The 25,803-nt window shown below is 63.9% G+C and carries 25 protein-coding genes; 14 read left to right on the top strand and 11 right to left on the bottom strand.

The features are described 5' to 3' along the window. Positions 1-108 precede the first annotated feature (108 nt). The gene (locus KTQ37_RS03285) at positions 109-507 is read left to right on the top strand and encodes a hypothetical protein (protein WP_218629054.1); all 399 of its coding nucleotides are present in this window, start codon (positions 109-111) and stop codon (positions 505-507) included. A 3-nt stretch (positions 508-510) separates the two neighbouring features. Here KTQ37_RS03285 and KTQ37_RS03290 read toward each other — a convergent pair whose 3' ends face one another. Genes KTQ37_RS03290 through KTQ37_RS03305 form a run of 4 tightly spaced genes read right to left on the bottom strand, consistent with a single transcriptional unit; the run spans position 511 to position 2,752 of the window. Beyond that, positions 511-681, bottom strand: coding sequence for a hypothetical protein (locus KTQ37_RS03290; protein ID WP_218629055.1), 171 nt, complete (start codon positions 679-681; stop codon positions 511-513). After that, a complete protein-coding gene (locus KTQ37_RS03295) occupies positions 681-1,202 on the bottom strand; it encodes a gamma carbonic anhydrase family protein (protein ID WP_218629056.1) in 522 nt (173 codons plus the stop codon). The genes KTQ37_RS03290 and KTQ37_RS03295 overlap by 1 nt, the downstream gene beginning before the upstream one ends. Next, positions 1,199-1,834 (bottom strand): guanylate kinase, encoded by a 636-nt coding sequence (gene gmk, locus KTQ37_RS03300; RefSeq protein ID WP_218629419.1) that lies wholly within the window; start codon positions 1,832-1,834, stop codon positions 1,199-1,201. The genes KTQ37_RS03295 and gmk overlap by 4 nt, the downstream gene beginning before the upstream one ends. A 12-nt stretch (positions 1,835-1,846) precedes the next feature. Then, positions 1,847-2,752, bottom strand: a complete 906-nt coding sequence (locus KTQ37_RS03305) for a YicC/YloC family endoribonuclease (protein WP_236021055.1) — start codon at positions 2,750-2,752, stop codon at positions 1,847-1,849. Between the two features lie 163 nt (positions 2,753-2,915). Here KTQ37_RS03305 and KTQ37_RS03310 point away from each other — a divergent pair, with 163 nt between their 5' ends. Beyond that, entirely contained in the window at positions 2,916-3,566 is a 651-nt protein-coding gene (locus KTQ37_RS03310; protein WP_218629057.1) for a PAS domain-containing protein, read from the top strand. A 52-nt stretch (positions 3,567-3,618) separates the two neighbouring features. Here the strand turns inward: KTQ37_RS03310 and KTQ37_RS03315 are convergent, their stop codons facing one another. Continuing rightward, positions 3,619-4,989 carry a class II 3-deoxy-7-phosphoheptulonate synthase gene (locus tag KTQ37_RS03315; protein WP_218629058.1) on the bottom strand — a complete coding sequence of 457 codons (1,371 nt, stop codon included), beginning with the start codon at positions 4,987-4,989 and terminating at the stop codon, positions 3,619-3,621. Between the two features lie 168 nt (positions 4,990-5,157). On the opposite strand from KTQ37_RS03315, the gene KTQ37_RS03320 reads away from it, so the two are divergent. The 8 genes from KTQ37_RS03320 (at position 5,158) to KTQ37_RS03355 (ending at position 13,556) form a co-directional block, all read left to right on the top strand. Continuing rightward, positions 5,158-6,252: a GlxA family transcriptional regulator gene (locus KTQ37_RS03320; protein WP_218629059.1), complete on the top strand. Its 1,095-nt coding sequence runs from the start codon at positions 5,158-5,160 to the stop codon at positions 6,250-6,252. A 172-nt stretch (positions 6,253-6,424) separates the two neighbouring features. Beyond that, positions 6,425-7,609: an ABC transporter substrate-binding protein gene (locus tag KTQ37_RS03325; protein WP_218629060.1), complete on the top strand. Its 1,185-nt coding sequence runs from the start codon at positions 6,425-6,427 to the stop codon at positions 7,607-7,609. A 107-nt stretch (positions 7,610-7,716) separates the two neighbouring features. Then, on the top strand, positions 7,717-8,511 hold the full coding sequence (locus tag KTQ37_RS03330) for an ABC transporter ATP-binding protein (RefSeq protein WP_218629061.1): 795 nt from the start codon (positions 7,717-7,719) through the stop codon (positions 8,509-8,511). Further along, positions 8,508-9,212, top strand: coding sequence for an ABC transporter ATP-binding protein (locus KTQ37_RS03335; RefSeq protein ID WP_218629062.1), 705 nt, complete (start codon positions 8,508-8,510; stop codon positions 9,210-9,212). Before KTQ37_RS03330 ends, KTQ37_RS03335 begins: the two co-directional genes overlap by 4 nt. A 1-nt stretch (position 9,213) precedes the next feature. Beyond that, a complete protein-coding gene (locus KTQ37_RS03340; RefSeq protein ID WP_218629063.1) occupies positions 9,214-10,221 on the top strand; it encodes a branched-chain amino acid ABC transporter permease in 1,008 nt (335 codons plus the stop codon). Then, complete coding sequence (locus tag KTQ37_RS03345) at positions 10,218-11,549, top strand: branched-chain amino acid ABC transporter permease (protein ID WP_218629064.1); 1,332 nt, start codon at positions 10,218-10,220, stop codon at positions 11,547-11,549. The genes KTQ37_RS03340 and KTQ37_RS03345 overlap by 4 nt, the downstream gene beginning before the upstream one ends. A 124-nt stretch (positions 11,550-11,673) precedes the next feature. Continuing rightward, on the top strand, positions 11,674-13,230 hold the full coding sequence (gene guaA / locus KTQ37_RS03350) for a glutamine-hydrolyzing GMP synthase (protein WP_218629065.1): 1,557 nt from the start codon (positions 11,674-11,676) through the stop codon (positions 13,228-13,230). A gap of 50 nt (positions 13,231-13,280) precedes the next feature. Then, a complete protein-coding gene (locus KTQ37_RS03355; RefSeq protein ID WP_218629066.1) occupies positions 13,281-13,556 on the top strand; it encodes a putative quinol monooxygenase in 276 nt (91 codons plus the stop codon). On the opposite strand, the gene mfd is transcribed toward KTQ37_RS03355, so the two are convergent. Further along, a complete protein-coding gene (gene mfd / locus KTQ37_RS03360; protein ID WP_218629067.1) occupies positions 13,553-16,990 on the bottom strand; it encodes a transcription-repair coupling factor in 3,438 nt (1,145 codons plus the stop codon). The genes KTQ37_RS03355 and mfd overlap by 4 nt on opposite strands. Before the next feature lie 40 nt (positions 16,991-17,030). Beyond that, positions 17,031-17,564, bottom strand: coding sequence for a component of SufBCD complex (locus KTQ37_RS03365; protein WP_236021056.1), 534 nt, complete (start codon positions 17,562-17,564; stop codon positions 17,031-17,033). Between the two features lie 142 nt (positions 17,565-17,706). Between KTQ37_RS03365 and hemB the strand changes: the two genes are divergently transcribed. After that, complete coding sequence (hemB, locus tag KTQ37_RS03370) at positions 17,707-18,708, top strand: porphobilinogen synthase (protein WP_218629068.1); 1,002 nt, start codon at positions 17,707-17,709, stop codon at positions 18,706-18,708. A gap of 111 nt (positions 18,709-18,819) precedes the next feature. Then, a complete protein-coding gene (locus KTQ37_RS03375; protein WP_218629069.1) occupies positions 18,820-19,377 on the top strand; it encodes a lipid-binding SYLF domain-containing protein in 558 nt (185 codons plus the stop codon). Between the two features lie 33 nt (positions 19,378-19,410). On the opposite strand, the gene KTQ37_RS03380 is transcribed toward KTQ37_RS03375, so the two are convergent. Beyond that, positions 19,411-20,028, bottom strand: a complete 618-nt coding sequence (locus tag KTQ37_RS03380) for a lytic transglycosylase domain-containing protein (protein ID WP_218629070.1) — start codon at positions 20,026-20,028, stop codon at positions 19,411-19,413. A 228-nt stretch (positions 20,029-20,256) separates the two neighbouring features. Between KTQ37_RS03380 and ssb the strand changes: the two genes are divergently transcribed. After that, complete coding sequence (ssb, locus tag KTQ37_RS03385) at positions 20,257-20,754, top strand: single-stranded DNA-binding protein (RefSeq protein WP_218629071.1); 498 nt, start codon at positions 20,257-20,259, stop codon at positions 20,752-20,754. A gap of 41 nt (positions 20,755-20,795) precedes the next feature. On the opposite strand, the gene KTQ37_RS03390 is transcribed toward ssb, so the two are convergent. Beyond that, on the bottom strand, positions 20,796-21,668 hold the full coding sequence (locus KTQ37_RS03390) for an NAD(P)-dependent oxidoreductase (RefSeq protein ID WP_218629072.1): 873 nt from the start codon (positions 21,666-21,668) through the stop codon (positions 20,796-20,798). 117 nt (positions 21,669-21,785) lie between these two features. Here KTQ37_RS03390 and KTQ37_RS03395 point away from each other — a divergent pair, with 117 nt between their 5' ends. Continuing rightward, entirely contained in the window at positions 21,786-24,254 is a 2,469-nt protein-coding gene (locus KTQ37_RS03395; RefSeq protein ID WP_218629073.1) for a penicillin acylase family protein, read from the top strand. Here KTQ37_RS03395 and hflX read toward each other — a convergent pair whose 3' ends face one another. Further along, positions 24,255-25,538, bottom strand: coding sequence for a GTPase HflX (gene hflX, locus KTQ37_RS03400; RefSeq protein WP_218629422.1), 1,284 nt, complete (start codon positions 25,536-25,538; stop codon positions 24,255-24,257). Next, a complete protein-coding gene (gene hfq / locus KTQ37_RS03405; protein WP_107323454.1) occupies positions 25,535-25,768 on the bottom strand; it encodes an RNA chaperone Hfq in 234 nt (77 codons plus the stop codon). The genes hflX and hfq overlap by 4 nt, the downstream gene beginning before the upstream one ends. Positions 25,769-25,803 lie beyond the last annotated feature (35 nt).

A 25,803-nucleotide genomic window follows, 5' to 3' on the forward strand; every position in this document is an offset into this window, starting at 1 on the left:
GCTTTGTTCTTGAGATAGCCTAAAATTCGCCTTAAACCGGAGCGTGTAATTAGTGTCAGGCTGCTCGCCTAAGTTTGTCGAATTAAGGCATTCGTTCAGGAACGCTTGATGGCCAAGATTGATCCGCCCCGGCCGGACACTCGTAGAATTCGTACTGAAATTCGCGACGATCTTGGCGGGCGCCGCATTTTGATTGTCGAGCCAAGCGGGGATCTTCCCAATACGCTGAACAATCTCGCAGGCGGCGCGGTTACGATCGCGCGGTTTTCCTCGTTAACGGCAGACCTGCTGATGACGACTGCACCCGAGGTGGTTCTGTCGCCCCTGATGACCAGCGATCACTACATTCTCGACCTGGCCAAGCGGCTTGAAGAACTGGGCTTTAAGGGCGCACTGCGCGCCTTCTGCGCCCCGCTGCCGAATGCACGGGTGATCCTGACCGAGGTGCGCCAGATCTGGCCAGAGGGAGACTTCGACATTCTCGAAGTGCATCCCCGCCCGGATTGAGGATCAGGGTAGGAAGAGGCGGCGGAACACCCAACCGCTGACAATCGCGAAAAACGCTCCGAGGAAGACATAGCCAGTCCGGAACGAGGCGGCCGCCGCAAGCAGCGGCACCGCCGCAATCAGGATGCGGACCCAAAGGGCGCGGAGGGCGGGGCTTTGCGGATCAAGCAGCATCAGTTCACCACCTTCATGCCACGAGCGTACCGCGCGGCGTTCTCACGGTAATGCTCAGCTGATTTCAGAAGTTGCGTTTGCGCCTCGGCATCGAGTTGCCGCACGATCTTGCCCGGCGCGCCCATCACGAGGCTGCCATCCGGGATCTCCTTGCCCTCGGTGATCAGCGCACCCGCACCGATCAGACAACCCTTGCCGATCTTGGCGCCGTTCAGGATCGTCGCGCCCATGCCGATAAGGCTACCCTCGCCGATGATACAGCCATGCAGCATCGCCTTGTGCCCGATCGTGCAATTCGCGCCAATCACCAGCGGATAACCCATATCGGTGTGGATCACGACGTTCTCTTGCACGTTCGATCCACGACCCACGCGGATTTCCTCGTTATCGCCGCGCAGCGTGCAGCCGAACCAGACCGAGGCCTCATCTTCCAGCACCACCTTGCCGATCAGGTTGGCATCGGGTGCGACCCAGGCGCCCTGCCCCAGAACCGGCACCACTCCGTCGAGTTCATAGATCATCGCGCTTCAAACTCCTTGTTCAGGCCACGCACGAACTCCGTCAGACCGGGGCGACGGTCGGCGCGGGCGCGCTCGGCCGTCAGGATGGTCTTCAGTTCCGCCTCGGCAGTATCCACATCGCGGTTGATGATGACATAGTCATATTCGCCCCAGTGGCTGATTTCATCGCGGCTTTTTGCCATACGGCCGGCGATCACCTCGTCGCTGTCCTGCGCGCGGCCGCGCAGGCGCGATTCCAGATCGGTGATCGAGGGCGGCAGGATGAAGATCGACACGACATCCTTGGCCAGCGTCGAGCGGCGAATCTGCTGCCCGCCCTGCCAGTCGATGTCAAAAAGCGTATCGCGCCCCTCAGCCATCGCGGTCTCGACCGGTCCTTTTGGCGTGCCATAGAGATTTCCGAAGACCTCGGCATGTTCCAGCATCTCGCCTGCGGCGACCATCGTCTCGAACTCGGGCTTGGTCTTGAAGAAATATTCGCGCCCGTCCACCTCGCCGGGGCGCGGCGCCCGCGTGGTGGCCGAGACCGAGAATTTCAGCGTCGGATCCCAGGCCATCAGGCGCTTTGCCAGCGTCGATTTGCCCGCACCCGAGGGCGAGGACAGGATGATCAGCAGGCCACGGCGCGCGATTTCGGTCATTGGTCACTCCACGTTCTGGATCTGCTCGCGCATCTGGTCGATCACGTGCTTGAGGTCAAGCCCGATCGCCGTCAGCCGCGACGAGCCGGATTTCGAGCACAAGGTATTGGCCTCACGCACGAATTCCTGCGTCAGGAAATCAAAGCGCCGCCCCACGGGCTTGGGATCGGCCAGCAGATCGCGCGCGGCAGCGATATGGGCGCGCAGGCGGTCGATCTCTTCTGTCACGTCGCCCTTGACAGCGATCAGCGCAAGTTCCTGAGCCACACGGTCAGGGTCGGCGCCGCCTGCGCCCTCGATTACGCGGGCAAGGGCTGCGGTGATGCCTGCCTCCCAATCGGGGCGGCGGGCCTCGGCGGCCTCGGCGGCGGCTTCGGTCAGTTCGGCGATCCGGGTCAGTTGCGCAGATATCACGGCGCCGATCTGCGCACCTTCCGCCGCGCGCATCGCAGCAAATTCGGTCAGCACACCTTCGAGCGAGGCGATCAACGCGGTCCGTAGCGCGGCCGGGTCTTCCATCTGGACGGGGCCTTGCTCCAGCACGCCGCGCAGCGTCAGCACATCAGCGGCAGTCGTCTGCGCCAGGGCCATTCCCTCGGCGGCGGCCACGCTTTCGATTTCGCGCAGCGCAGCAAGCGCGGCGCGCAGGCCACTCGCACTCAGCCGCAGTCCCTCGGCCGCATCAACGCGCGTCAGGCGCAGATTGGCCGAGATATTGCCCCGTGCGGCAAACCGCCCGACCGCTGTGCGCACCAGCGGCTCCAGCCCCTCGACATCGGGCAGCCGCAACCGCAGATCCAGCGCCTTGCCATTGACCGAGCGGATATCCCAGCTCCAGTCGTAGCCCTGCGCACCGCCCTGCCCGGCGGCGAAACCGGTCATTGAAATCGTTGCGATCTGCTTTTCCATCCGAGGCTTAACCATTTGGATACTTATTTTCCCATAGCGCCCCGAGACGGGGTATTAAGAGTTCAGTAAGCATTTCGCTCCTGCGGTCAACCGTAAGACCGAGTCGGCAGAAGTCCATGGAGCTTTTTGGCCGCTCCGCGCGGCCCGACCGACTGGTGAGCAGATGACACGCGATGACGATACCCCTTGGAATTCCCCTCGGCCAGCCGAACCGGCCGACCGTGTCCTTGCGGACCTGCACGGATATTGGGAGGGATTGCGCTGCGGCCGCGTTGTCCCCGCGCGCGCCGATATTGACCCGCGCCGGATCGAGGAGCAGTTGGAATTCGCCTTCGTTTTGGAACGCATCGCCCCCGGCATCGCTCGGTTTCGCATCGCCGGGCAGCATCTGACCCGCCTGATGGGCATGGAGGTGCGCGGCATGCCGCTGTCGTCGCTGGTCACGCCGCCGACGCGCGACCTTCTGGCGCAGGTGACCGAACGCGTCTTCGCGACCCCCGCCGTGGCCGAAATTGACCTGCGCGCGCAAACCGGGCTCGGGCGCCCTGCCCTGACGGGCCGGATGCTTCTGCTGCCGATGTCTTCGGGCTCAGGCATGATCGACCGCGCGCTTGGCGGCCTTGTGACGGATGGGCACCAGATCGGCCTGACTCCCCGGCGCTTTGGCTGGGCGGGTAGCTCGGTCACGCGCATTGCGGCGGCCTCGGAAAGCGCCGCGCAAGGCTTTGCCGAACCGCCTGCCCCGTTCGAGGCACAAGACGAAACCCCGGAAATGCGCCGCGCGAAGTTCCGCATCGTGACCTCGGGCGAATGAATAAGGCCCGAGGCTTGCGCCCCGGGCCTTGTTGTTCAGAAGATCGTAGCGATCAGAGCGAGGCGGCCTTGGCCAGTGCACGGCGGTCTTGCAGTTCTTCGGCGACCAGGAAGGCCAGTTCCAGCGACTGCGAGGCGTTCAGGCGCGGGTCGCAGGCGGTGTGGTAACGGCTCGACAGATCTTCGTCCGAGACGGCGCGCACGCCGCCGGTGCATTCGGTCACGTCCTTGCCGGTCATCTCGAAATGCACGCCGCCGGGGATCGTGCCCTCGGCCTTGTGGATATCGAAGAACTCGCGCACCTCGCGCAGGACCGAGTCGAAGGGCCGCGTCTTGAAGCCCGAGGCCGACTTGATCGTGTTTCCGTGCATCGGATCGCAGGTCCAGAGCACATTGGCGCCCTCTTCCTGAACCGTGCGGATCAGGCGCGGCAGGTTGTCACCCACCTTGCCCGCGCCGAAACGCGCGATCAACGTCAGGCGGCCTGCTTCGTTCTGCGGGTTCAGCTTGGCCATCAGCACCTTGAGGTCTTCCGCCGTCGTGGTCGGCCCACACTTGAGACCGATCGGGTTCTGCACACCGCTGCAGAATTCGACATGCGCGCCGTCGGGCTGACGGGTGCGGTCACCGATCCAGATCATGTGGCCCGAACCCGCGACCGGCAGGCCGGTGGTCGAGTCGATCCGGCACAGCGCCTCTTCATATTCCAGAAGCAGCGCCTCGTGGCTGGTGTAGAAATCGACCGTGCCAAGCTCATGCGCGGTTTCCGAGGTCACGCCCGCCGCCGCCATGAAGTCCATCGCGTCCGAGATCTGCTGGGCCACCTTGCGGTAGCGCGCGGCCTCGTCTTCATCGGTGAAGTTCGAGATCCACGACTGCACGCGGTGGATATCGGCATAGCCACCGGTCGAGAAGGCGCGCAGCAGGTTCAGCGAGGCCGCCGCCTGCGTGTAGGCCTGAAGCATCCGGTTCGGATCCGGCAGGCGGGCCTCCATCGTGGCATCAAAACCGTTGATGATGTCGCCGCGGTAGCTCGGGTATTCCACGCCGCCGATCATCTCGGTGGGGGCCGAGCGCGGCTTGGCGAACTGACCCGCCATGCGGCCGACCTTGATCACCGGCACCTTGGCGCCCCAGGTCAGCACGATCGCCATCTGCAGCATCACCTTGAAGGTGTCGCGGATATTGTCGGCCGAGAATTCCGAGAAGCTCTCGGCGCAGTCACCGCCTTGCAGCAGGAACGCCTCGCCCCGCGCGGCCTTGGCCAGATCGGCCCGCAGACGCCGCGCCTCGCCCGCAAACACGAGCGGCGGCATTTTTCCCAACTGCGCCTCGACCGCGTTCAATGCCGCCTGGTCGGGATAGTCCGGCATCTGCACCCGCGGTTTCGCGCGCCAGTCCGATTTCGTCCATCCCTTGCCCATCTTCGCCTCCGAGCATTCAAAAACTGTCTGGCGCTTATATGACGTGCCGTTAGCGAGAACAAACCTGTTTTTCGCCCGGGGTCAGGTTTGTGCCGTCATCTGATCCCCTCTTGCGAGACTTCGCGTTCCCTGCTTCTCTCATTTGAAACGACAACGAACAGGTCGCAAATGCGCATCCCCTCGACGGCCCCCCGCACCCATACGCGCCCTGCGCCCTCTCAGGGGACCGTTCGGCTACCGCCTCTAGCGCGCCCGCGCCGCTACGTTTTTCTGCTTCTCGACCGCTTCACGATGATGGCGTTCGCCAGCGCAGTGGAGCCTTTGCGCCTTGCAAATCAGGTGTCCGGACAGAAACTCTATGACTGGAAGCTGGCCTCCGAGGATGGCCAGGACGTGACCTGTTCCAACGGCGTGCGAATGCGCGTCGATATGGGCCTGACCGAGATCACCCGCGACGACACGGTGATGGTCTGCGGGGGAATCGATGTCGCCGAAGCGACGACCAAGCCGATCCTGAACTGGCTGCGCCGAGAGGCGCGCCGAGGTGCGGCGGTGGGCGGGCTTTGCACCGGGGCCTGGGCGGTGGCGAAAGCCGGGCTGCTGGATGGCAAACGCGCAACCATCCATTGGGAGAACCAGGACAGCTTCTCGGAGGATTTCGAAGAGGTGAAGCTGACCAAGTCGGTCTTCGTGATCGACGGCAACCGGCTGACGACGGCGGGCGGCACCGCCTCGATAGATCTGATGCTCAAGCTGATCGCGCGTGATCACGGCGAGGGGCTGGCCAATACCGTGGCCGACCAGTTGATCTACAACTCGATCCGCACCGATCAGGACAGCCAGCGCCTGTCGATCCCGACCCGCATCGGCGTGCGCCATCCCAAGCTCGCGCAGGTCATCGCGCGGATGGAAACCAATATCGAAGAGCCGATCAGCCCAGCTCGCCTGGCCGAGGAAGTCGGCATGTCCACGCGCCAGCTTGAGCGGCTGTTCCGACGCTACCTCAACCGCTCGCCCAAGCGCTATTACATGGAAATCCGGCTGCAGAAGGCGCGCAACCTGCTGATGCAGACCGAGATGAGCGTGATCAACGTGGCGCTGGCCTGTGGCTTTGCCTCGCCGTCGCATTTCTCGAAATGCTATCGCGCGCACTACCAGACCACGCCCTACCGCGAGCGCGGAACCTCGGGCGGCGCAGCTGAAGAAATCGAGGGCGACTCTGTCTTCGACGGGATCGATTTCGACGACGAAGATTTCGAATAGTCCAACCCGGCGGGGCGCGGCATCGAAGATTCTTGCGTTGCGGTCACATGAATCTGCAGAAAATTGCCCAGCCGGTCGATTCCCTGCGTCATAAAGCAACTCAGCCCTATTTTCTTTTGTGATCCCTCGCTCTAATTTTGCCGGGGCTCTGTTCCAACATGGGAGTGAACAAATGAAAAAGCTGCTTCTGGCTACTGCCGCCGCCGCGCTGACCGCAGGTGGTGCATTCGCCGAGGATGTAAAGCTGGGTATCTCGCTGGGCTTCACCGGTCCGCTCGAATCCATGTCGCCGGCAATGGCGCAGGGTGCCGAGCTGGCGATGAAGGAAGTCTCGGATTCGGGCAAATTCATGGGCGGCGCTGCTGTCGTTCCGGTGCGCGGCGACTCGACCTGCGTTGACGCGGCTGCGGCAACCGCCACCGTCGAGCGTCTGGTCACCACCGAAGGCGTGAAAGGTGTTGTCGGCGGCATGTGCTCGGGCGAAACCACCGCCTCGCTGCAAAACGTCGGTATCCCGAACGGCATGGTCATGATCTCGCCGTCGGCCACCTCGCCCGCGCTTTCGACGCTTGAGGACAACGGCCTGTTCTTCCGCACCTCCCCGTCGGATGCGCGTCAGGGCGTCGTGATGACCGAGATCATCATGGAGCACGGCATCAAGTCGGTCGCCGTGACCTACACCAACAACGACTACGGCAAGGGCCTGGCTGACAGCTTCGCCGAAGCCTTCAAGGCCGCTGGCGGCACCGTGACCATCGTCGCAGCCCATGACGACGGCAAGGCCGACTACTCGGCCGAAGTCGGCGCGCTGGCCTCGGCTGGTGGCGAAGCGCTCGTGATCGCGGGTTACATCGACCAGGGCGGTTCGGGCATCCTGCGCGGCTCGCTCGACACCGGTGCGTTCGAGACCTTCGTGCTTCCGGACGGCATGATCGGCGATACGCTGCAAAACAACTTTGCCGCTGAATTGGCCGGTTCGTTCGGCCAGATCCCGTCGTCGGAAGGCGCGGGCAAAGAGAAGTTCATCGAAATGGCTTCGGTCGCCGGCTTTGATGGCTCCTCGGTCTATTCGGGTGAGGCCTATGACGCCGCCGCGCTGATCATGCTGGCGATGGCCGCTGCCGGTTCGACCGATCCGAGCGTTTACAAAGAGAAGGTCATGGATGTGGCCAACGCTCCGGGCGAGCCGATTCTGCCGGGCGAGCTGGGCAAGGCGCTTGAGCTGATCGCCGCTGGCACCGACATCGACTATCAGGGCGCTTCCTCGGTCGAGCTGATCGGCGCAGGCGAGTCCGCTGGCACCTTCCGCGAGATCGAAGTCAAGGACGGCAAGATCGAGACCGTGAAATACCGCTGACGCGGCGCGGTTGAAACCGAGGCAGCCCGGAGCAATCCGGGCTGTTTCCTTTGAAAACAAGGCCTAAAATGGCATTCTTCATGTAAAACATGAAGTTAGGGGACTGCATGATCCGGGTTGAAAACCTGCACAAGCACTTTGGCGGCTTCCGTGCCGTCGATGGCGCTTCGCTCGAGATCGCCAAAGGCTCCATCACCGGGCTGATCGGCCCGAACGGAGCTGGCAAATCCACCCTCTTCAACGTGATCGCCGGGGTTCACAAACCGACCTCGGGGCGCGTGACGATGGATGGCGAAGATATCTCTGGCCTCGCGCCGCACGAACTGTTTCACAAGGGGCTTCTGCGCACCTTCCAGATCGCACACGAATTCCCGTCGATGACGGTGCGCGAGAACCTGATGATGGTGCCGGGCGACCAGGCGGGCGAGACGCTGTGGAACGCCTGGTTCCAACGCGGGCGCATCGCGCAAGAGGAAGCAGCGCTTCTGAAGAAAGCCGATGAAGTTCTTGATTTCCTGACCATCTCACACCTCAAGAACGAGAAGGCCGGGAATCTTTCGGGCGGCCAGAAGAAACTGCTCGAGCTTGGCCGGACGATGATGGTCGAGGCCAAGATCGTCTTCCTCGACGAGGTCGGTGCAGGCGTCAACCGCACGCTTCTGAACACAATCGGCGATGCGATCGTGCGCCTGAACAAAGAACGTGGCTATACCTTCTGCGTCATCGAGCATGACATGGATTTCATCGGCCGCCTCTGCGACCCGGTCATCGTGATGGCCGAGGGCAAGGTTCTGGCCGAGGGCTCGGCCTCCAGCATCATGCAAAACGAGGCCGTGATCGAAGCCTACCTGGGCACGGGCCTCAAGAACAAGGTCAAGGCCGAGAAGGAGGCGCAGGCATGAGTTTCCTCGAAGCCGAGAACATGACGGGCGGCTATGGCGCCGCCGACATCCTGCACGGCTGCACGCTGAAAGTCGAGAAAGGCCAGATCGCGGTCATCGTCGGCCCGAACGGCGCTGGCAAATCGACCGCGATGAAGGCCGTCTTCGGGATGCTGAAGCTGCGCGGCGGCCATGTGAAACTGGATGGCGAAGACATCACCACCCTCTCGCCGCAAGAGCGCGTGCACAAGGGCATGGGTTTCGTGCCGCAGGTCAACAACGTCTTCCCGACCATGTCGGTCGAGGAAAACCTGGAGATGGGTGCCTTCATCCGCCCCGACGATTTCCGCGGCACGATGGAGCAGGTCTATGACCTCTTCCCGATCCTCAAGGAAAAGCGCCATCAGAACGCGGGGGAGCTCTCGGGCGGCCAGCGTCAGCAGGTGGCCGTGGGCCGCGCGCTGATGACACAGCCCAAGCTTCTGATGCTCGACGAACCCACCGCTGGCGTGTCGCCCATCGTGATGGACGAGCTTTTCGACCGGATTATCGAGGTCGCCCGCACCGGCATCTCGATCCTGATGGTCGAGCAGAACGCGCGCCAGGCGCTTGAGATCGCGGACCAGGGCTATGTGCTTGTCCAGGGCGCGAACAAATACACCGACACCGGGGCCGCGCTGATGGCCGATCCCGAAGTCCGCCGCACCTTCCTGGGGGGCTGAGATGGATTTTCTGAACGCGATCGTCGCGATCCTCAACTATGTCTTCGTGCCAGCCACCGCCTATGGCGCACAGCTGGCGCTTGGCGCGCTTGGCGTCACGCTGATCTACGGCATCCTGCGATTCTCGAACTTCGCCCATGGCGACACGATGGCCTTCGGCACCGCGATGACGATCCTCGTCACCTGGGGGCTGCAAAAGCTGGGCCTGCACTTCGGCCCGCTGCCGACGGCCCTGATTGCCCTGCCCTTCGGCATCGCGATCACGGCGGCTTTCGTGCTGGCCACCGACCGCGCGGTCTATGCCTATTACCGCAAGGTGCGCGCGGCGCCCGTGATCCTCGTCATGGTCTCGGTTGGTGTGATGTTCGTGATGAACGGCGTCACCCGCTTCGTGATCGGCGTGGATGAGATCCAGTTCACCGATGGCGCCCGTTTCGTCATTTCGGCGAAGGGTTTCCGCGAGGCCACCGGCCTGGCCGAGCCGCTGGCGATCCGCACCACGCAGGTGCTGACGGTGGTCCTGGCGGGGCTGGTCGTCTGGGCGCTGTTTTGGTTCCTCAACAAGACCCGCACCGGCAAGTCGATGCGTGCCTTCTCGGATAACGAGGATCTGGCGCTTTTGTCCGGCATCAACCCCAACCATGTCGTCGCGGTGACCTGGATCATCGCCGCCGCGCTCGCCACCACGGCCGGGGTGCTTTACGGCCTTGATAAAAGCTTCAAGGCGTTCAACTACTTCCAGCTTCTGTTGCCGATCTTCGCCTCGGCGATCGTGGGCGGCCTTGGCAACCCGCTTGGCGCCATCGCGGGCGGCTTCATCATCGCCTATTCCGAGGTCGCCGTGACCTATGCCTGGAAGAAGGTCGCCACCTACGCGATCCCCGGCTTCGAGGCCGAGGGCCTGATGCAGCTCCTCTCGACCGAGTATAAATTCGCCGTCAGCTTCGCGATCCTGATCATCGTCCTGCTGTTCAAACCCACGGGTCTTTTCAAGGGGAAAGCGGTATGAGCCAACACCAACCCACCGCCGCAAAGGGTGGCGCGCTGCGTGCGCCGCTGTTCTTCCTGATCATGGCCGGGCTGATCGTGCTTGAGGGGATGACCTCGGGCTGGAATGGCGCGCTTGGCATTCTCAACATGGGCCTGATCTCGGCGATCCTCGCGCTTGGCGTGAACATGCAATGGGGCTACGCGGGCCTGTTCAACACCGGCGTCGTCGGCTTCATCGCACTTGGCGGCCTTGCCCCCGTGCTGATCTCCATGCCCCCCACGCCCGGAGCCTTCTCGGCCGGTGGCTGGCAGATTCTGATCGCGCTCCTGATCGCGGTCGCGAGCCTCGTTCTGACCATCTGGCTGAATGGCCGCCTCAAGGGCAAGGCGCGCGCGCTTGGCGTTATCGCCGTTCTAGTCGCGGGCTTCTTCCTCTACCGTGCGGTCTTCGACCCGGCGGTCGAGGCGGTCCAGGCGATCAACCCCTCGGCGCTTGGCTATCTCGGCGGTCTCGGCCTGCCGACACTCTTCGCCTGGCCTGTCGGCGCGCTTCTTGCTGCGGGCGCGGCCTGGGTTATCGGCAAAACCGCGCTCGGTCTGCGCTCGGATTACCTCGCCATCGCCACGCTCGGCATCGGGGAGATCATCGTCTCGGTCCTGCGGAACGAGGAATGGCTGGCCCGCGGTGTTCTGAACGTGAACGGCATCCCTCGCCCCTGGCCCGTCCCATACGAGATCGCCCTTCAGGAAAGCCCTGCTTTCGTGGAACGCATGGCGGCACTCGGCGTCGATCCGGTGACAGGCTCGACCGTCCTCGTGAAACTGCTCTATACCGGGCTCTTCGTGATCGTGCTCGCGCTCCTGTTGATCGCTGCCCAACTCGCGCTGAACTCGCCCTGGGGCCGCATGATGCGCGCCATCCGCGACAATGAGATCTCGGCCGCCGCCATGGGCAAGAACGTCACCCGCCGCCACTTGCAGATCTTCGTCATCGGCTCCGCTGTGATCGGTCTTGCTGGCGCCATGATGATCTCGCTCGACGGCCAGATGACACCCTCCAGCTACAATCCGCTGCGCTACACCTTCCTGATCTGGGTGATGGTGATTGTCGGCGGCTCGGGCAACAACTGGGGCTCGGTTCTGGGCGGCGTGCTGATCTGGTATCTCTGGATCAAGGCCGAGGTCTGGGGCCCCAACCTCATGGGTATGATCACCGATCAGCTCTCCGATGGCGCAGTCAAACGGCACCTCGTCGATTCGGCGGCCCATATGCGCCTGATCGTCATGGGCCTCGTGCTGATCCTCGTGCTGCGCTTCAGCCCACGAGGGCTGCTGCCAGAGCGATAAGAACGAGCGAAACGGGGGGCCACGCGCCCCCCTTTCCTTTCTTCTTGGCCCAAATACCTCGGGGGTCCGGGGGCAGCGCCCCCGGCCTCTTGCTTTCCGAACTTTCCCCGCCTATTCCCCGCACATGACCCAGCACCAACGCCTCCTCATCATCGACTTCGGCTCCCAGGTCACGCAGCTGATTGCGCGCCGCCTGCGCGAGTTGAACGTCTATTGCGAAATCCACCCGTACCAGAACGTGACCGACGCGTTCCTGGCCGATTTCGCCCCCAAAGCGATCATCTTCTCGGGTGGACCGGACAGCGTCACCCGTGAGGGCTCTCCCCGTCCGCCGAAATCCGCCTTCACACTTGGCGTGCCGATCCTCGGGATCTGCTACGGCCAGCAGGTGATGATGCAGGAACTGGGCGGCCTCGTGGAAAGCGGTCATGGCACCGCCGAGTTCGGCCGCGCCTTCGTGACCCCCACGGGCACGAACCTCGCCATTCTGGATGGCTGGTTCTCCGAGGGCCGCGAGCAGGTCTGGATGAGCCACGGCGATCACGTCTCGCGCATCGCTCCGGGCTTCGAGGTCTTTGGCACCTCGCCCGGCGCGCCCTTCGCGATCACTGCGGACCTCAAGCGCAATTTCTTCGCCGTGCAGTTCCACCCCGAGGTGCACCACACCCCGCGCGGCGCGAAACTCTACGAGAACTTCATCCGCCTCGCGGGCTTCACCGGCGACTGGACGATGGCCTCCTACAAGGATGACGCCATTGCCAAGATCCGCGAGCAGGTCGGCGACAAGCGCGTGATCTGTGGCCTTTCGGGCGGCGTTGACAGCTCGGTCGCGGCGGTGCTGATCCACGAAGCCATCGGTGACCAGCTCACCTGCGTCTTCGTTGACCATGGCCTGATGCGTCAGGGCGAGGCGGGCGAGGTTGTCTCGATGTTCCGCGACAACTACAACATCCCGCTGATCGCCGCCGACGAGTCCGAATTGTTCCTGGGCGAGCTCGAGGGTGTCACCGACCCCGAGGTCAAGCGCAAGACCATCGGTCGCCTGTTCATCGACGTGTTCCAGAAATACGCCGACGAGATCGAGGGCGCCGAGTTCCTGGCCCAAGGCACGCTCTACCCCGACGTCATTGAATCGGTCAGCTTCTCTGGTGGCCCCTCGGTCACCATCAAGTCGCACCACAATGTGGGCGGCCTGCCCGAGAAGATGGGCCTGAAACTGGTCGAGCCGCTGCGCGAACTTTTCAAGGATGAGGTCCGCGCCCTTGGCCGCGAGCTTGGCCTGCCCGAGAAGTTCATCGGCCGCCATCCTTTCCCCGGCCCGGGCCTCGCGATCCGCTGCCCCGGCGAGATCACACGCGAAAAGCTCGAGATCCTGCGCCAGGCCGACGCGGTCTATATCGACCAGATCCGCAAGCATGGCCTTTACGACGAGATCTGGCAGGCCTTTGTCGCGATCCTGCCGGTGCGCACCGTGGGCGTGATGGGCGACGGACGCACCTATGACTACGCCTGCGCACTGCGCGCCGTGACCTCGGTCGATGGCATGACCGCCGACTACTACCCCTTCACCCACGAGTTCCTTGGCGAAACCGCCACGCGGATCATCAACGAGGTCAAGGGAATCAACCGGGTCACCTATGATATCACGTCGAAGCCCCCGGGCACGATCGAGTGGGAATAAGCCATCAGGCCCGCGTCGCAAGATGCGGGCCTTTTGCTATGGAGGCGCCGATGACGCTGTATCTTTCCGGTCGTCTGATCTGTTCCGACGCAAAGCAGGCCGAAATCGTGCGCGCGCATCTGCCCGAACATATCCGCCTGACGCATCTCGAACCCGGTTGCCAGAGTTTTCAGGTCACCCAGACCGACGATCCGCTTGTTTGGATGGTCGAAGAGGCCTTCACTGATCGCGCCGCGTTCGACGCACATCAGGCGCGCACGCGCGCCAGCGACTGGGGCCATGCCACCAAGGGCATTCCGCGCGAATACGAGATCCGCGAGGATTAAGCCTTCGCGGCTTTCTTCGCCTCGACCACTTTCTCGGCCAGTTCCTTGGCGATGGCAAAGGTGCCCTTGATCTTGTCGTTGTCCGAGGTCCACTCTCGCTGGATCACCACCTTGTTGCCGTTGATCCGGGCCTGACCGCGCTGCGCCTGAAGGAACTCGACCAGCCCCGCCGGGTTCGGGAACTTGTCGTTGTGGAACTGCACCGTCGCGCCTTTCGGCCCGGCATCGAGCCGCGCGATATGGGCGCGCTTGCACATGCCCTTGATCCGAATGACCAGAAGAAGCGTGTTCACCTCTTTCGGCAACGGGCCGAACCGGTCGATCAATTCTGCGGCAAAGCCCTCCAGCTCGACCTTGGTCGTCAGGCCCGACAGACGCCGGTAAAGGCCAAGCCGCACGTCAAGATCGGGGACATAGACCTCGGGGATCATCACCGGCACACCGATATTGATCTGCGGCGACCATTCGCCATCATCGCCCGCCTCGGTCAGCTCACCCGATTTCAGCTTGGAGATCGTCTCTTCCAGCATCGCCTGGTACAACTCGTAGCCGACTTCCTTGATATGGCCCGACTGCTCTTCACCCAGAAGGTTCCCGGCGCCGCGCAGGTCAAGATCCTGGCTGGCAAGATTGAACCCCGCGCCGAGGCTATCGAGGCTGCCCAGCAACCGCAGCCGCTTGGTCGCCTGCGGCGTCAGCGGCAGGCGCGGCTTGGTGGTCAGGTAGCAATAGGCGCGCAGCTTGGCGCGCCCGACCCGGCCACGGATCTGGTAAAGCTGGCTCAGGCCGAACATGTCTGCGCGATGCACGATCATTGTGTTGGCGGTCGGAATATCCAGACCGGATTCCACGATGGTCGTGGCCAGCAGCACATCGGCCTTGCCGTCGTAGAAGGCGTTCATACGGTCGTCGAGTTCCCCCGCCGCCATCTGCCCATGCGCCACCATGTAGCTGACCTCGGGGACGTGGGTTCTCAGGAACTCCTCAACCTCGGCCAGATCCGAGATACGCGGCACCACATAGAAGCTTTGGCCGCCGCGATAGCGTTCGCGCAGCAGTGCCTCGCGGATGGTGACAGCGTCGAACTCGCTCACATAGGTGCGGATCGCCAGACGGTCCACGGGCGGCGTGCCGATGATCGACAGATCGCGCACCCCGGTCAGCGACAGTTGCAGCGTGCGCGGAATGGGCGTCGCGGTCAGCGTCAGCACATGAATCTCGGAGCGCATCTCTTTCAGCCGCTCCTTGTGCTGAACGCCGAAGTGCTGCTCTTCGTCGATGACCAGCAGGCCGAGGTTGCGGAATTTCACTCCCTTGGCCAGCACCGCGTGGGTGCCGATTACGATATCGACCGTGCCCTCGGCCAGCCCCTCGCGGGTCTGGTTTGCGGCCTTCGCGGACACGAAGCGCGAGAGCGGGCGCACGGTGATGGCGGTGCCGCGGAAACGCTCGGCGAAGGTCTTGTAGTGCTGGCGCGCAAGCAGCGTCGTGGGTGCGATCACCGCCACCTGCACGCCGGATTGCGCCGCAACAAAGGCCGCGCGCATGGCGACCTCGGTCTTGCCAAAGCCCACATCGCCCACGACCAGACGATCCATCGGGCGGCCCGCTCTCAGATCCTCGACCACATCGTCGATGGCGCCCAACTGATCGTCGGTCTCGGTATAGGGGAAGCGCGCGGCGAAGGATTCCCACTCGTGATGCGGGGCCTCAAGGATAGGTGCTGCGCGCAGAAGGCGCTCGGCCGCGATGCGCATCAGACGGTCGGCAATCTGGCGGATACGTTCCTTCAGCTTGGCCTTCTTGGCCTGCCAAGCACCACCGCCCAGCTTGTCGAGCAGCCCCTCCTCATGCCCGTAACGGCTGAGAAGTTCGATGTTCACCACCGGAAGATACAGCCGGTCGCCGCCGGCGTATTCCAGCAAGACACAATCGAGCGGCGCGCCAAGCGCCTGCACCGTCTCAAGCCCCTTGTAACGCCCCACGCCGTGATCGACATGGACCACCAGATCGCCGGGGCTGAGCGAGGTCGCCTCGGTCAGAAAGTTCTCGGCCTTGCGCTTCTTCTTGGGGCGCGTCACGAGGCGGTCGCCCAGCACGTCCTGCTCGGAGATGACGGTCAGCCCGTCGGCCTCGAACCCCTGATCGAGCGCCCAGATCGTAAGGTTGACACCCGGTTTGACCTCGCGCGCATCGCGGATCAGCCGTGCGCCGGTCAGGCCCTCATCTTCCATCAGCCCCTTGAGGCGCTCGCGCGCGCCCTCGGACCATGACGCCAGAACCACCGGTCCAATCGCCAATTTTGCCTCAACATGGTCTTTCAGCGCACTGAAAAGGCTCACATTTTCAAGTTGCCGTTCTGGCGCGAAGTTGCGGCCGATCCGCGCCTCGGCGTTCAGGATACCCGGGCCTGGGGGTGCGGACAGCACCTGCAGGCGCAGCACCCGGCGCGTGGCCAGCGCGGCATCCCAGGCGGCCTCGGACAGATAGAGCAGTTCTGGCGGTGCGGGTTTGTAGACCGTATCGACCCGGTCGCGGCGGGTCATCGCCTCGCGCCGCGTGTCGTACTGATCGGCGATACTTTCCCAACGCGCGTCGCGCTGTGGGTCGATCTGGTCGTCAAGCATGATCGATGCCTCGGGGAGGTAATCGAAGAGCGACTCGAGCCGTTCATGGAAGAAGCCGAGCCAATGTTCCATCCCCGCGTGTTTGCGGCCTGCGCTGACGGCTTCGTAGAGCGGGTCTTCTGCCCCGCCCGCGCCAAACTCCACCCGATAGTTCTGCCGGAAGCGCGTGATCGAGGCCTCGTCGAGAATAACCTCGGAGACGGGCGCAAACTCGACCACCTTGAGCTGTTCGGTCGTGCGCTGCGTCACCGGATCGAAACGCCGCGCGCCGTCGAGCACATCGCCAAACAGATCCAGCCGTACCGGCCCGGCCTCGCCCGGCGGATAAATGTCGATAATCCCGCCACGCACGGCATAGTCTCCGGGCTCGGACACGGTCGAGGCGGGCGAAAAGCCCATACGCGCCAGAAACTCGCGCAGCGCCTTTTCGTCGATCCGCCCACCGACCTTGGCGGTAAAGCTCGCCCCCGCGACCAATTCGCGCGCAGGCACGCGCTGCATGGCTGCATTGAGCGTGGTCAGCAGCACAAACGGACCGGGCACCCCCGTCGCAAGCGCCGCCAGCGTCGCCATCCGGGCCGCCGAGACATCAGGATTGGGCGAGACGCGATCATAGGGCAGACAATCCCAGGCCGGGAAGTTCAGCACAACGGCCTCGGGCGCGAAAAACGCCAGCGCGGCGCGCATGGCCTCCAGCCGCCGGTCGTCGCGCGCGATATGCACGACGGGCCGCCCCCGTGCCAGTTCCTTGGCGATCAGTTTGCCGTCAAAGCCCTCGGGGGCGCCGGAAAGTACAAGATGCTCCATCGCGCTGAGGTATCCGCCTGCTGCCCGGTGTCAAGAGTGCTTAGCCGAAGGTCCAGAGCCGGAAGTTCTGGATCATGCCCCAAAGCGCCGTCACCACGATGGCGAGGATGCCAATCGCCTGAATCTTGAGCCGGTGATAGGCCAGCGCCTTGGCGATATCGTCTGGGTCAGGTTCGGCCTTGAGCGTCGCTTCAAGCCGGCCCGCCGCGCGCAGGCTCAGCAGCCCCACGCAGGCCAGCGGCAACAGGATCAACACCGTCGCCTGTGCGAATTCGGCGCCATAGCCGAAGCCAAGGATCAGCAAGGTTGTCAGGATGAAGGGCACCATAACCGCCAGCAGCATCCCGCCGTCGCGCCAGATGGTCAGAATGCGCGTGACGCTGACGCGGGTCATCGCCACCAGCTCGACCCCGGCCTGGCCGCCCTTGCGCCGCGCACGCAGCACCATGTCGAAAGGCACGCCCAACACCCAGTGCGAGGCCGACGACCATGTCACCGCCAGCGCGATCCAATACCACAAATTGGAAAAGGAACGCATGTCGATGACGGAAAAGAGCGTATCGAGAATACTCAAAGGCGCCTCTGCCAATTGCTTTGGCCCGACACTAGACCATCGGGCGGGGCAGTCAAATTCTTAGCGCCGCAGAGCCGACGCTTTGACTTGTTCCGGGGCGCGATCCGTGGCACCTCCTTGAGAAGTCAGAGGAGTGAGAGCCATGAATCCGATCCTTCCGCCCTTCCCGCATACCCGCCTGCGCCGTATGCGCCGCACGCAGGCCCTGCGCGATCTGGCGCAGGAAAACCGGCTGAGCGTCAAGGACTTGATCTGGCCGATCTTCATCACCGATGTGCCCGGCGCGGATGTCGAGGTCTCCTCGATGCCGGGCGTGTTCCGCATGACGCTTGATGGTGCGGTGCGCGCCGCCGAAGAGGCCGCCAAGCTCGGCATCCCGGCGATCTGCCTGTTCCCCTACACCGACCCCGCTGTGAAGACCGAGACCTGCGAGATGGCCTGGAACCCCGAGAATATCTCGAACCGGGTGATCCGCGCGATCAAGGCCGAGGTTCCCGAGATCGCGATCATGACCGATATCGCGCTCGACCCCTATAACGCCAACGGCCATGACGGGCTGGTGCGCGACGGCGTGATCCTGAACGACGAAACGGTCGAGTGCCTCGTGAAAATGGCAATCGCGCAGGCCGAGGCGGGCGCCGATATCCTTGGCCCCTCGGATATGATGGACGGCCGGATCGGCGCGATGCGCGCGGCGCTGGAGGCTGCGGGCCATTCCGATGTGACGATCCTGAGCTATGCGGCGAAATATGCCTCGGCGTTCTATGGCCCGTTCCGCGATGCGGTGGGGGCGACAGGCGCACTCAAGGGCGACAAGAAGACCTATCAGATGAACCCGGCCAATGGCGACGAGGCGATCCGCCTGGTTGCCCGCGATCTGGCCGAGGGCGCGGATATGGTGATGGTCAAGCCGGGGATGCCCTATCTCGACATCTGTCGGCGCGTAAAGGATGCCTTCGGCGTGCCGACCTATGCCTATCAGGTCTCGGGTGAGTACGCGATGCTGATGGCGGCGGTGAAGAACGGCTGGCTCGACCACGACAAGGTCATGCTGGAAAGCCTGATGTCCTTCCGCCGGGCGGGTTGCGATGGCGTTCTGAGCTACTTCGCCCCTGCGGCCGCACGTCTGCTGGCGCAAGGCTGATCGGCGAAGGCTTGCCGCGGCAGTCAAGAACAAGTGACAACGGCCCGTTTGTGCCCTATAAGTTGTGGCCAACGGGCCGCAACAAGGCCTGACCCAAGAGCGGAGCAGCATATGACGAACCTTTCCAGACGCAGCGTCCTTGTGCTTGGCGGAGCGGGGCTTGGCCTTGCCGCCTGCGGTAATGGCATCGGCAGCAGCGGCGCCGCGCGGATCGACGCGCGGGTGGATGCGACGCGCGATTACCTGATCCAGAAATACCCCGGCACGCAGGATCTGATGCGCAAGGCGGTGGGCGTGCTTTACATGCCGCTGATCACCGAGGCGGGCTTTGGCATCGGCGGCTCGTATGGCCAGGGCGCATTGCGGATCAACAATGTGACGGTCGATTACTACTCGGCGGCCTCGGCATCCTTCGGGTTCCAGATCGGCGCACAGCAATATGCCCATGCGCTGTTCTTCATGACCGAGAACGCCCTTGCCGATTTCCGCCGCGCCGATGGCTGGGAAGCCGGGGCGGATGCACGCTACGCCCTGCCCGACCGTGGCGGCGCGATCGGCGCCGATACCACGACTTCGCTTGCGCCGGTCATCGCATTGGTCTTCGGTCAGGCTGGCCTGATCGCAGGCGCGACGCTGGCAGGCACCAAATACACCCGGATCATCCCCTGATCCGGGCCCCGGGTGCGCGTTCGTCGCGCGCCCTCAGCTTCCGTAGATGATGCGAACGTAGTTCTTGGTTTCGCGATAAGGCGGCACGCCGCCGTATTTTTCCACGGCCTCGGGCCCCGCGTTATAAGCGGCCAAGGCCAAGCGCCAGCTGCCGAAGCGATTATACATCATGCGCAGATAGCGCGCCCCGCCTTCGAGGTTCTGGCGCGGGTCATTGGGATTGACCCCCAGATTTGCGGCCGTGCCGGGCATCAGCTGCGCAAGTCCGCGCGCACCCTTGGGCGAGACCGCATTCGGGTTCCAGCCGCTTTCCTGCTGCACAAGGCGCAGGAACAGATCCTCAGGCACGCCATGGCGGTTCGCGGCGGCGCGGGCGACCGGCATATACTCACCCTTGTAGCGCCCGGTGTAGCGCGGCATCGCGCCCGAGATCTCGGTCAGCAGGTCGGATTTCGGCTTGAGGCGCGTCGAGTTCTCATACTGCGTCGCCGCCCGGCTATCGAGCACGCGGGTCTGATTGCGAAACAGCATGGTGCGGGATTTGGAAGAGCTGCCGGACAGTGAAAGCCCCTCGGCATGGGCAACGGAGATTGTAACCGGCGCCAGACTCACCGTCAGGCACACCGCCATCAGACCGGCCAATTTCCGCATTGGTATCACCGCTCACTACCCCATTATGCGCGGCATTATACGCAAAAAGCCTTGCTTGGAAAGCGCGCCGTCAATGCCCTCGGCGGAGGCTGGCCGAGACCGTCTAAGGCGAGGGCGGGTCGCCGGTGCACCCGCCTCTTCTGATCGGGCGGACCATGCTCTATACCCGTTGGGACAAATCAGAATCGCCGCGCCTACTGGGACGCGGCCACCAAGGCGGAGGAATTCATGGCCGGCAGCGTCAACAAGGTCATTCTGGTGGGAAATCTGGGCCGCGACCCCGAGGTGCGCAGCTTCGCGAACGGCGGCAAGGTGTGCAACCTGCGCATCGCGACTTCCGAGACCTGGCGTGACCGCAACTCGGGTGAGCGCAAAGAACGCACCGAGTGGCATTCGGTCGCCATCTTCTCCGAGCCGCTGGCGAAAATCGCCGAGCAGTATCTGCGCAAGGGCTCGAAAGTCTATATCGAGGGCCAGCTTGAGACCCGCAAATGGCAAGATCAAAGCGGCCAGGATCGCTACACGACCGAAGTCGTGCTGCGCCCGTTTAGCGGCAACCTGACCCTTCTCGACAGCCGCGACGGCGGCGGCGGCAGCCAGGGTGGTGGTGGCTCCTACGGCGGCGGCCAGGGCGGCGGCTATGATGAAGGCCCGTCCTACGGCGGCTCGTCGGGTAGCTCATCGGGCGGTGGCCGCTCGGATTTCGACGACGAAATCCCGTTCTGAACGCAGGAATTCGAAGGGGCCCCGCGGGGCCCCTTTTCGCATCAGTCGAGCTTGCGCAGCCGTGCCAGCAGCGAGGACGTATCCCAACGCCCGCCGCCCATCTTCTGCACTTCCTTGTAGAACTGATCGACCAGCGCCGTCACCGGCAGGCTTGCGCCGGTCTCATTGGCCGTATCGAGACAGATCCCCAGATCCTTGCGCATCCAGTCGACCGCGAAACCGAAATCGTAGCGGTCCGCCTCCATGGTCTTGTAGCGGTTGGCCATCTGCCAGGAACCGGCGGCACCCTGGCTGATCACCTCGACGACGTCCGAAATCGACAGCCCTGCCTTTTCAGCGAAGTGCAGGCTTTCGGATAGGCCCTGCACGAGGCCCGCGATCGCGATCTGGTTGCACATCTTGGTCATCTGGCCCGCGCCCGACTCGCCCAGACGGCGGCAGATCTTGGCATAGGCGTCGATCACCGGCTCGGCCTTGGCGTAGTCATCCACTGCGCCGCCGCACATCACCGACAGCACGCCATTCTCGGCGCCCGCCTGCCCGCCCGAGACCGGAGCATCCACAAACCCCAGCCCGGCGTCTGCCGCAGCCGCCGACAGCTCGCGCGTGACGGCCGCCGAAACCGTCGTGTGATCGACAAAGATCGCGCCCTTCTTCATGCCTGCAAAGGCGCCGTTCTCACCCAGACAGACCGCACGCAGATCGTCGTCATTGCCCACGCAAGCCATCACGAAATCGCAATCGCGCGCCGCATCGGCGGGCGTGGCCGCCCATTCGCCCTTGTGATGGCGCACCCAGGCCTCGGCCTTGGCGGCGGTGCGGTTGTAAACCGTCACCTCATGCCCCTTTGCCGCAAGGTGACCAGCCATCGGGAAACCCATCACCCCGAGCCCAAGAAACGCAATTTTCGCCACAGTCACCCCTCCGTTATCCGCGTTGAACATTCGCTTAGCCTGACTTAGTAACGCTGGTGCCTGCGCCGTCAACTGCGGTGACCGGTCTGCCCGATAGCTCTTGCCCCGGAACGCGCCATGTTCACCCTGTTCAGATGGATGGTCCGCATCGTCTCGACCGCGCTGCTTTCGGTCATGCTCGGGGGCTTTTTCATCTGGTATTTCGCCTCGCGCTCGCTGCCCGATTACAATGCGGCCTACGCGGTTGAGGGCATCTCGGCACCGGTCGAGATCGTGCGCTCGACCGAGGATGTGCCGCATATCTTCGGCGCCTCCGACCACGATGTCTTCTTCGCGCTCGGCCTTGCCCATGCCGAGGACCGTCTGTGGCAGATGACCGTGATGCGCCGCACCGTGCAGGGCCGCCTGTCAGAGGTTTTCGGCGCCGACACGCTGAAGACGGACGAGTTGATGCGCCGCCTCGATCTCTATGGTGCCGCGATCGAGTCCGTTTCAGCGCAGGATGCGGATACGCTGGCCGCGCTGGAGGCCTATTCGGCGGGCGTCAATCAATGGATCGAGCTGGTCAACGAGGGCGCGCGCGGCCGTGGCGCGCCCGAATTCTTCCTCTTCGATGCCCCGATTGCCTATTGGACCCCGGCGGATTCGCTTGCGATCCTGAAGCTGCTCTCGGTGCAACTTGAATCCCAGTTCAACGAAGAGGTGCTGCGCGCCCGCGTCTCGATGCTGGGTCAGGACTGGACCCGCGACATCATGCCCGACATGCCGGGGCAAGGTGTGGCCGCGCTGCCCGACTATGCCGCGCTCTTCCCGACCGTACCGCGCAATGTCCAGACCGCTCTGGCCGCGCCCGACGCTATGTCGCCCTTCCCCCCACGCCATTTCGCCGGGGCATCGAACGCCTTTGCCGCCGCGCCTGAGCGTTCGGCAGCCGGTGGATCCCTGCTGGCCAACGATCCGCACCTTGGGCTGACCGCGCCTTCGGTCTGGTATCTCGCGCGGGTCGAGCTTGCCTCGGGCGGGGTCATCGGCGGCACAATCCCGGGCATTCCGCTGGTGCTGACGGGGCGCAATGCCGAGCTTGGTTGGGGCATCACCTCTGCCTATGCCGACACGCTTGACCTTTACATCGAAGAGCTGAACCCCGCCGACCCCGAGCGGTACCGCACCCCGGCAGGATGGGAGGCATTCGCGACCCGCCGAGCGATCATTCAGGTCAAGGACGCCGATCCGGTCACCTTGACCCTGCGCTGGACGACGAACGGCCCCGTGCTGCCCGGCGGCCATTTCAACCTGGCCAGCGTTACCCCGCCCGGCCATGTCGTCTCGCTCAATTGGACGGCGCTGTCGCGTCAGGACAGCTCGATGAGCGCGGGGCTTGCGCTAATGCGCGCGCGCTCGGTCACCGAGGCTGCAACGGCGGGCGAGCGTTACATCGCGCCCGCGCAGAACCTGATCCTTGCCGACCAGACCAGCGTCGGCATGGTTACGATCGGGCGCCTACCCGCGCGCGATCCGGGCCACGCAACGCAGGGTCGGATGCCCTCGCCCGGCTGGGAAGCCGCGAACCGCTGGACCGGCTTCCTGCCCTATGACGACAATCCGAAGTTCCTGAACCCCGAGGGCGGGATCGTCATCAACACCAACAACAAGACGGTTGACCGTCCGTTCCCCCGCCATGTCTCCTATGATTGGGGCGACAGCCAGCGCGTGTTGCGCCTGACCCGCCTGATGGGCGAGCGCGAGGTCCATTCGCGCGAAAGCTTCATCGCCGCACAGCTCGATACCGTCTCGCCCGCCGCGCGCGGCCTGCTGCCGCTGGTCGGGGCCGATCTGTGGTTCACCGGTGCCCCCGCCCCCGACGGCACCCCCGAGCGGATGCGCCAGCGCGCACTGGAACTGCTTGCCGCCTGGGACGGTGAGATGAACGAGCACCTGCCCGAGCCGCTGATCTATGCGGCCTGGATGCGCGCGCTGCAAAACCGCCTGATCCGCGACGAACTGGGGCCGCTCGCCACCGAGTTCACGCAGCTTGAGCCGCTTTTTGTCGAGCGCGTCTTCCGCAACACCGACGGCGCAGGTCGCTGGTGCGATGTCATGCAATCGGCCCCGGTCGAGACCTGCACCGATATCGCCCGCATGGCGCTGGACGACGCGCTGCTGGAACTGCGCGCGAAATTCGGCACCAAGGTCGAAAGCTGGCGTTGGGGCGATGCGCACGAGGCTTTGCAAGACCATCAGGTTCTGGGCCGCGCGCCGCTGCTTGGCTGGGTGACGAATATCCGCCAATCGACCTCGGGCGGCGATTTCACCCTGATGCGCGGCATGACCAAGGGGACGGAACCGAATCCCTTCGCCAACGTCCATGCGGCGGGCTTCCGTGGCGTCTATGACTTCGCCGACCCCGACAGTTCGGTCTTCGTGATCGCAACGGGGCAATCGGGTCATCCGCTCAGCCGCCATTATGACGATCTGTCGGTCCTGTGGCGCCGGGGCGAGTATATCCCGATGTCGCTTGACCCCGAACTCGCGCGCGCAGCCGCCGCCGGCATCACCCGGCTTGAACCCGCAGCACCGGCCGAATGATCAGAGCGATTTGAAGCGATGGCGTTGGCTTGAGGACCAGTTCACCTCAAGCTGCCAACCGTCTTCGGTCTCGGTCTCGGCGCGCACCACGTTTTGTTCATGCAGCCAGGCGCGGGCACGTCCGCGCTCGAAGGGCAGCTTCAGCGACTCGTCGTAGCGTTCCTCGCCCAAGCGGGTTTCGATGGCCGAGAGCAGGGCGTCCAGCCCCTCGCCCGTAATCGCCGAAACCGCTTGAATATCGTTGCGCCTCGCATCCTGCACCAGAAGCGCGTCGCGCATCTGCGGCGAGAGCGCGTCGATCTTGTTCCAGACCTCAAGCAGCGGAACATCCTCATCCACGCCAAGGGATTCGAGGATCTCACCCACGTCGGCGGCCTGCTCTTCGGTCTCGGGGTGGGCGATGTCGCGCACGTGCAGGATGAGGTCGGCCTCCAGCACCTCTTCCAGCGTCGCGCGGAAGGCCGCAACCAATTCATGCGGCAGGTCCGAGATGAAGCCCACCGTATCCGACAGGATCACCTTGCGCCCCGATGGCAGGGTGATGCCCCGCATCGTCGGGTCGAGCGTGGCAAAAAGCATGTCCTTGGCCATCACGTCGGCGCCGGTCATCCGGTTGAAAAGCGTAGATTTTCCGGCGTTCGTGTAGCCCACCAGAGCGACGATGGGGAACGGCACCTTGCGGCGCGCGGCACGGTGCAACTCGCGCGTTTTCACGACTTTCGAGAGCTGGCGCTTGATGCGGATCACCTGATCGTCAATGGCGCGACGGTCGGCCTCGATCTGGGTTTCACCGGGGCCGCCGACGAAGCCGAGGCCACCACGCTGACGCTCCAGGTGGGTCCAGGCGCGCACGAGGCGCGTGCGCTGATAGCTGAGCGCCGCAAGCTCGACCTGCAACACGCCTTCCCGCGTGCGCGCGCGATCCGCGAAAATCTCAAGGATCAGGCCGGTGCGGTCGAGCAGTTTGACGCTCCATTCCTTTTCCAGGTTGCGCTGCTGCACCGGGCTGACAGGGCCATCGACCAGAACCAGATCGACCTCGCCCTCATCCAGGCGCTCTTTCAGTTCGGCCAGCTTGCCGGTGCCGAACAGATGCCCGGCATGGGGCTTGGGCAGGCGCACCACTTCCGAACCCGCGACCTCGATATTGGGAAGCGCGGCCGCAAGCGATACCGCCTCGGCCAGGCGATGCTCGGGCATGCGTCTTGCATCCGCAGCCTTGAGGTCCGGATGCAAGATATAGGCCCGTGTGGGCCGTTCACGCTGGAAGATCGGGTCGCTCAGTCTTCGCCCTCGTAGAGGGAGATCGGCTGACCCGGCATGATCGTCGAAATCGCGTGCTTGTAGACAAGCTGGCTCTGGCCATCGCGGCGCAGGAGCACGCAGAAATTGTCAAACCAGGTAATCACACCCTGAAGTTTGACCCCGTTAATGAGGAAAATCGTTACCGGAACCTTGGTTTTGCGAACGTGATTGAGGAAAGCGTCCTGCAGGTTCTGTTTATCGGCTGCCATTCTTATTATGCCTTTGTTCTGTCGCGCGTCTGGAT

The sequence above is a fragment of the Sedimentimonas flavescens genome (assembly GCF_019264375.1).
Lineage (GTDB): Bacteria > Pseudomonadota > Alphaproteobacteria > Rhodobacterales > Rhodobacteraceae > Rhodobacter > Rhodobacter flavescens.

What these genes read in the sequence shown, in the direction of transcription:
- KTQ37_RS03285 (WP_218629054.1), top strand. Translation starts at nt 109, where the DNA reads ATGGCCAAGATTGATCCGCCCCGGCCGGACACTCGTAGAATTCGTACT.
- KTQ37_RS03290 (WP_218629055.1), bottom strand. Translation starts at nt 681, where the DNA reads ATGCTGCTTGATCCGCAAAGCCCCGCCCTCCGCGCCCTTTGGGTCCGC.
- KTQ37_RS03295 (WP_218629056.1), bottom strand. Translation starts at nt 1,202, where the DNA reads ATGATCTATGAACTCGACGGAGTGGTGCCGGTTCTGGGGCAGGGCGCC.
- KTQ37_RS03305 (WP_236021055.1), bottom strand. Translation starts at nt 2,752, where the DNA reads ATGGAAAAGCAGATCGCAACGATTTCAATGACCGGTTTCGCCGCCGGG.
- KTQ37_RS03310 (WP_218629057.1), top strand. Translation starts at nt 2,916, where the DNA reads ATGACACGCGATGACGATACCCCTTGGAATTCCCCTCGGCCAGCCGAA.
- KTQ37_RS03315 (WP_218629058.1), bottom strand. Translation starts at nt 4,989, where the DNA reads ATGGGCAAGGGATGGACGAAATCGGACTGGCGCGCGAAACCGCGGGTG.
- KTQ37_RS03320 (WP_218629059.1), top strand. Translation starts at nt 5,158, where the DNA reads ATGCGCATCCCCTCGACGGCCCCCCGCACCCATACGCGCCCTGCGCCC.
- KTQ37_RS03325 (WP_218629060.1), top strand. Translation starts at nt 6,425, where the DNA reads ATGAAAAAGCTGCTTCTGGCTACTGCCGCCGCCGCGCTGACCGCAGGT.
- KTQ37_RS03330 (WP_218629061.1), top strand. Translation starts at nt 7,717, where the DNA reads ATGATCCGGGTTGAAAACCTGCACAAGCACTTTGGCGGCTTCCGTGCC.
- KTQ37_RS03335 (WP_218629062.1), top strand. Translation starts at nt 8,508, where the DNA reads ATGAGTTTCCTCGAAGCCGAGAACATGACGGGCGGCTATGGCGCCGCC.
- KTQ37_RS03340 (WP_218629063.1), top strand. Translation starts at nt 9,214, where the DNA reads ATGGATTTTCTGAACGCGATCGTCGCGATCCTCAACTATGTCTTCGTG.
- KTQ37_RS03345 (WP_218629064.1), top strand. Translation starts at nt 10,218, where the DNA reads ATGAGCCAACACCAACCCACCGCCGCAAAGGGTGGCGCGCTGCGTGCG.
- guaA (WP_218629065.1), top strand. Translation starts at nt 11,674, where the DNA reads ATGACCCAGCACCAACGCCTCCTCATCATCGACTTCGGCTCCCAGGTC.
- KTQ37_RS03355 (WP_218629066.1), top strand. Translation starts at nt 13,281, where the DNA reads ATGACGCTGTATCTTTCCGGTCGTCTGATCTGTTCCGACGCAAAGCAG.
- mfd (WP_218629067.1), bottom strand. Translation starts at nt 16,990, where the DNA reads ATGGAGCATCTTGTACTTTCCGGCGCCCCCGAGGGCTTTGACGGCAAA.
- hemB (WP_218629068.1), top strand. Translation starts at nt 17,707, where the DNA reads ATGAATCCGATCCTTCCGCCCTTCCCGCATACCCGCCTGCGCCGTATG.
- KTQ37_RS03375 (WP_218629069.1), top strand. Translation starts at nt 18,820, where the DNA reads ATGACGAACCTTTCCAGACGCAGCGTCCTTGTGCTTGGCGGAGCGGGG.
- KTQ37_RS03380 (WP_218629070.1), bottom strand. Translation starts at nt 20,028, where the DNA reads ATGCGGAAATTGGCCGGTCTGATGGCGGTGTGCCTGACGGTGAGTCTG.
- ssb (WP_218629071.1), top strand. Translation starts at nt 20,257, where the DNA reads ATGGCCGGCAGCGTCAACAAGGTCATTCTGGTGGGAAATCTGGGCCGC.
- KTQ37_RS03395 (WP_218629073.1), top strand. Translation starts at nt 21,786, where the DNA reads ATGTTCACCCTGTTCAGATGGATGGTCCGCATCGTCTCGACCGCGCTG.
- hfq (WP_107323454.1), bottom strand. Translation starts at nt 25,768, where the DNA reads ATGGCAGCCGATAAACAGAACCTGCAGGACGCTTTCCTCAATCACGTT.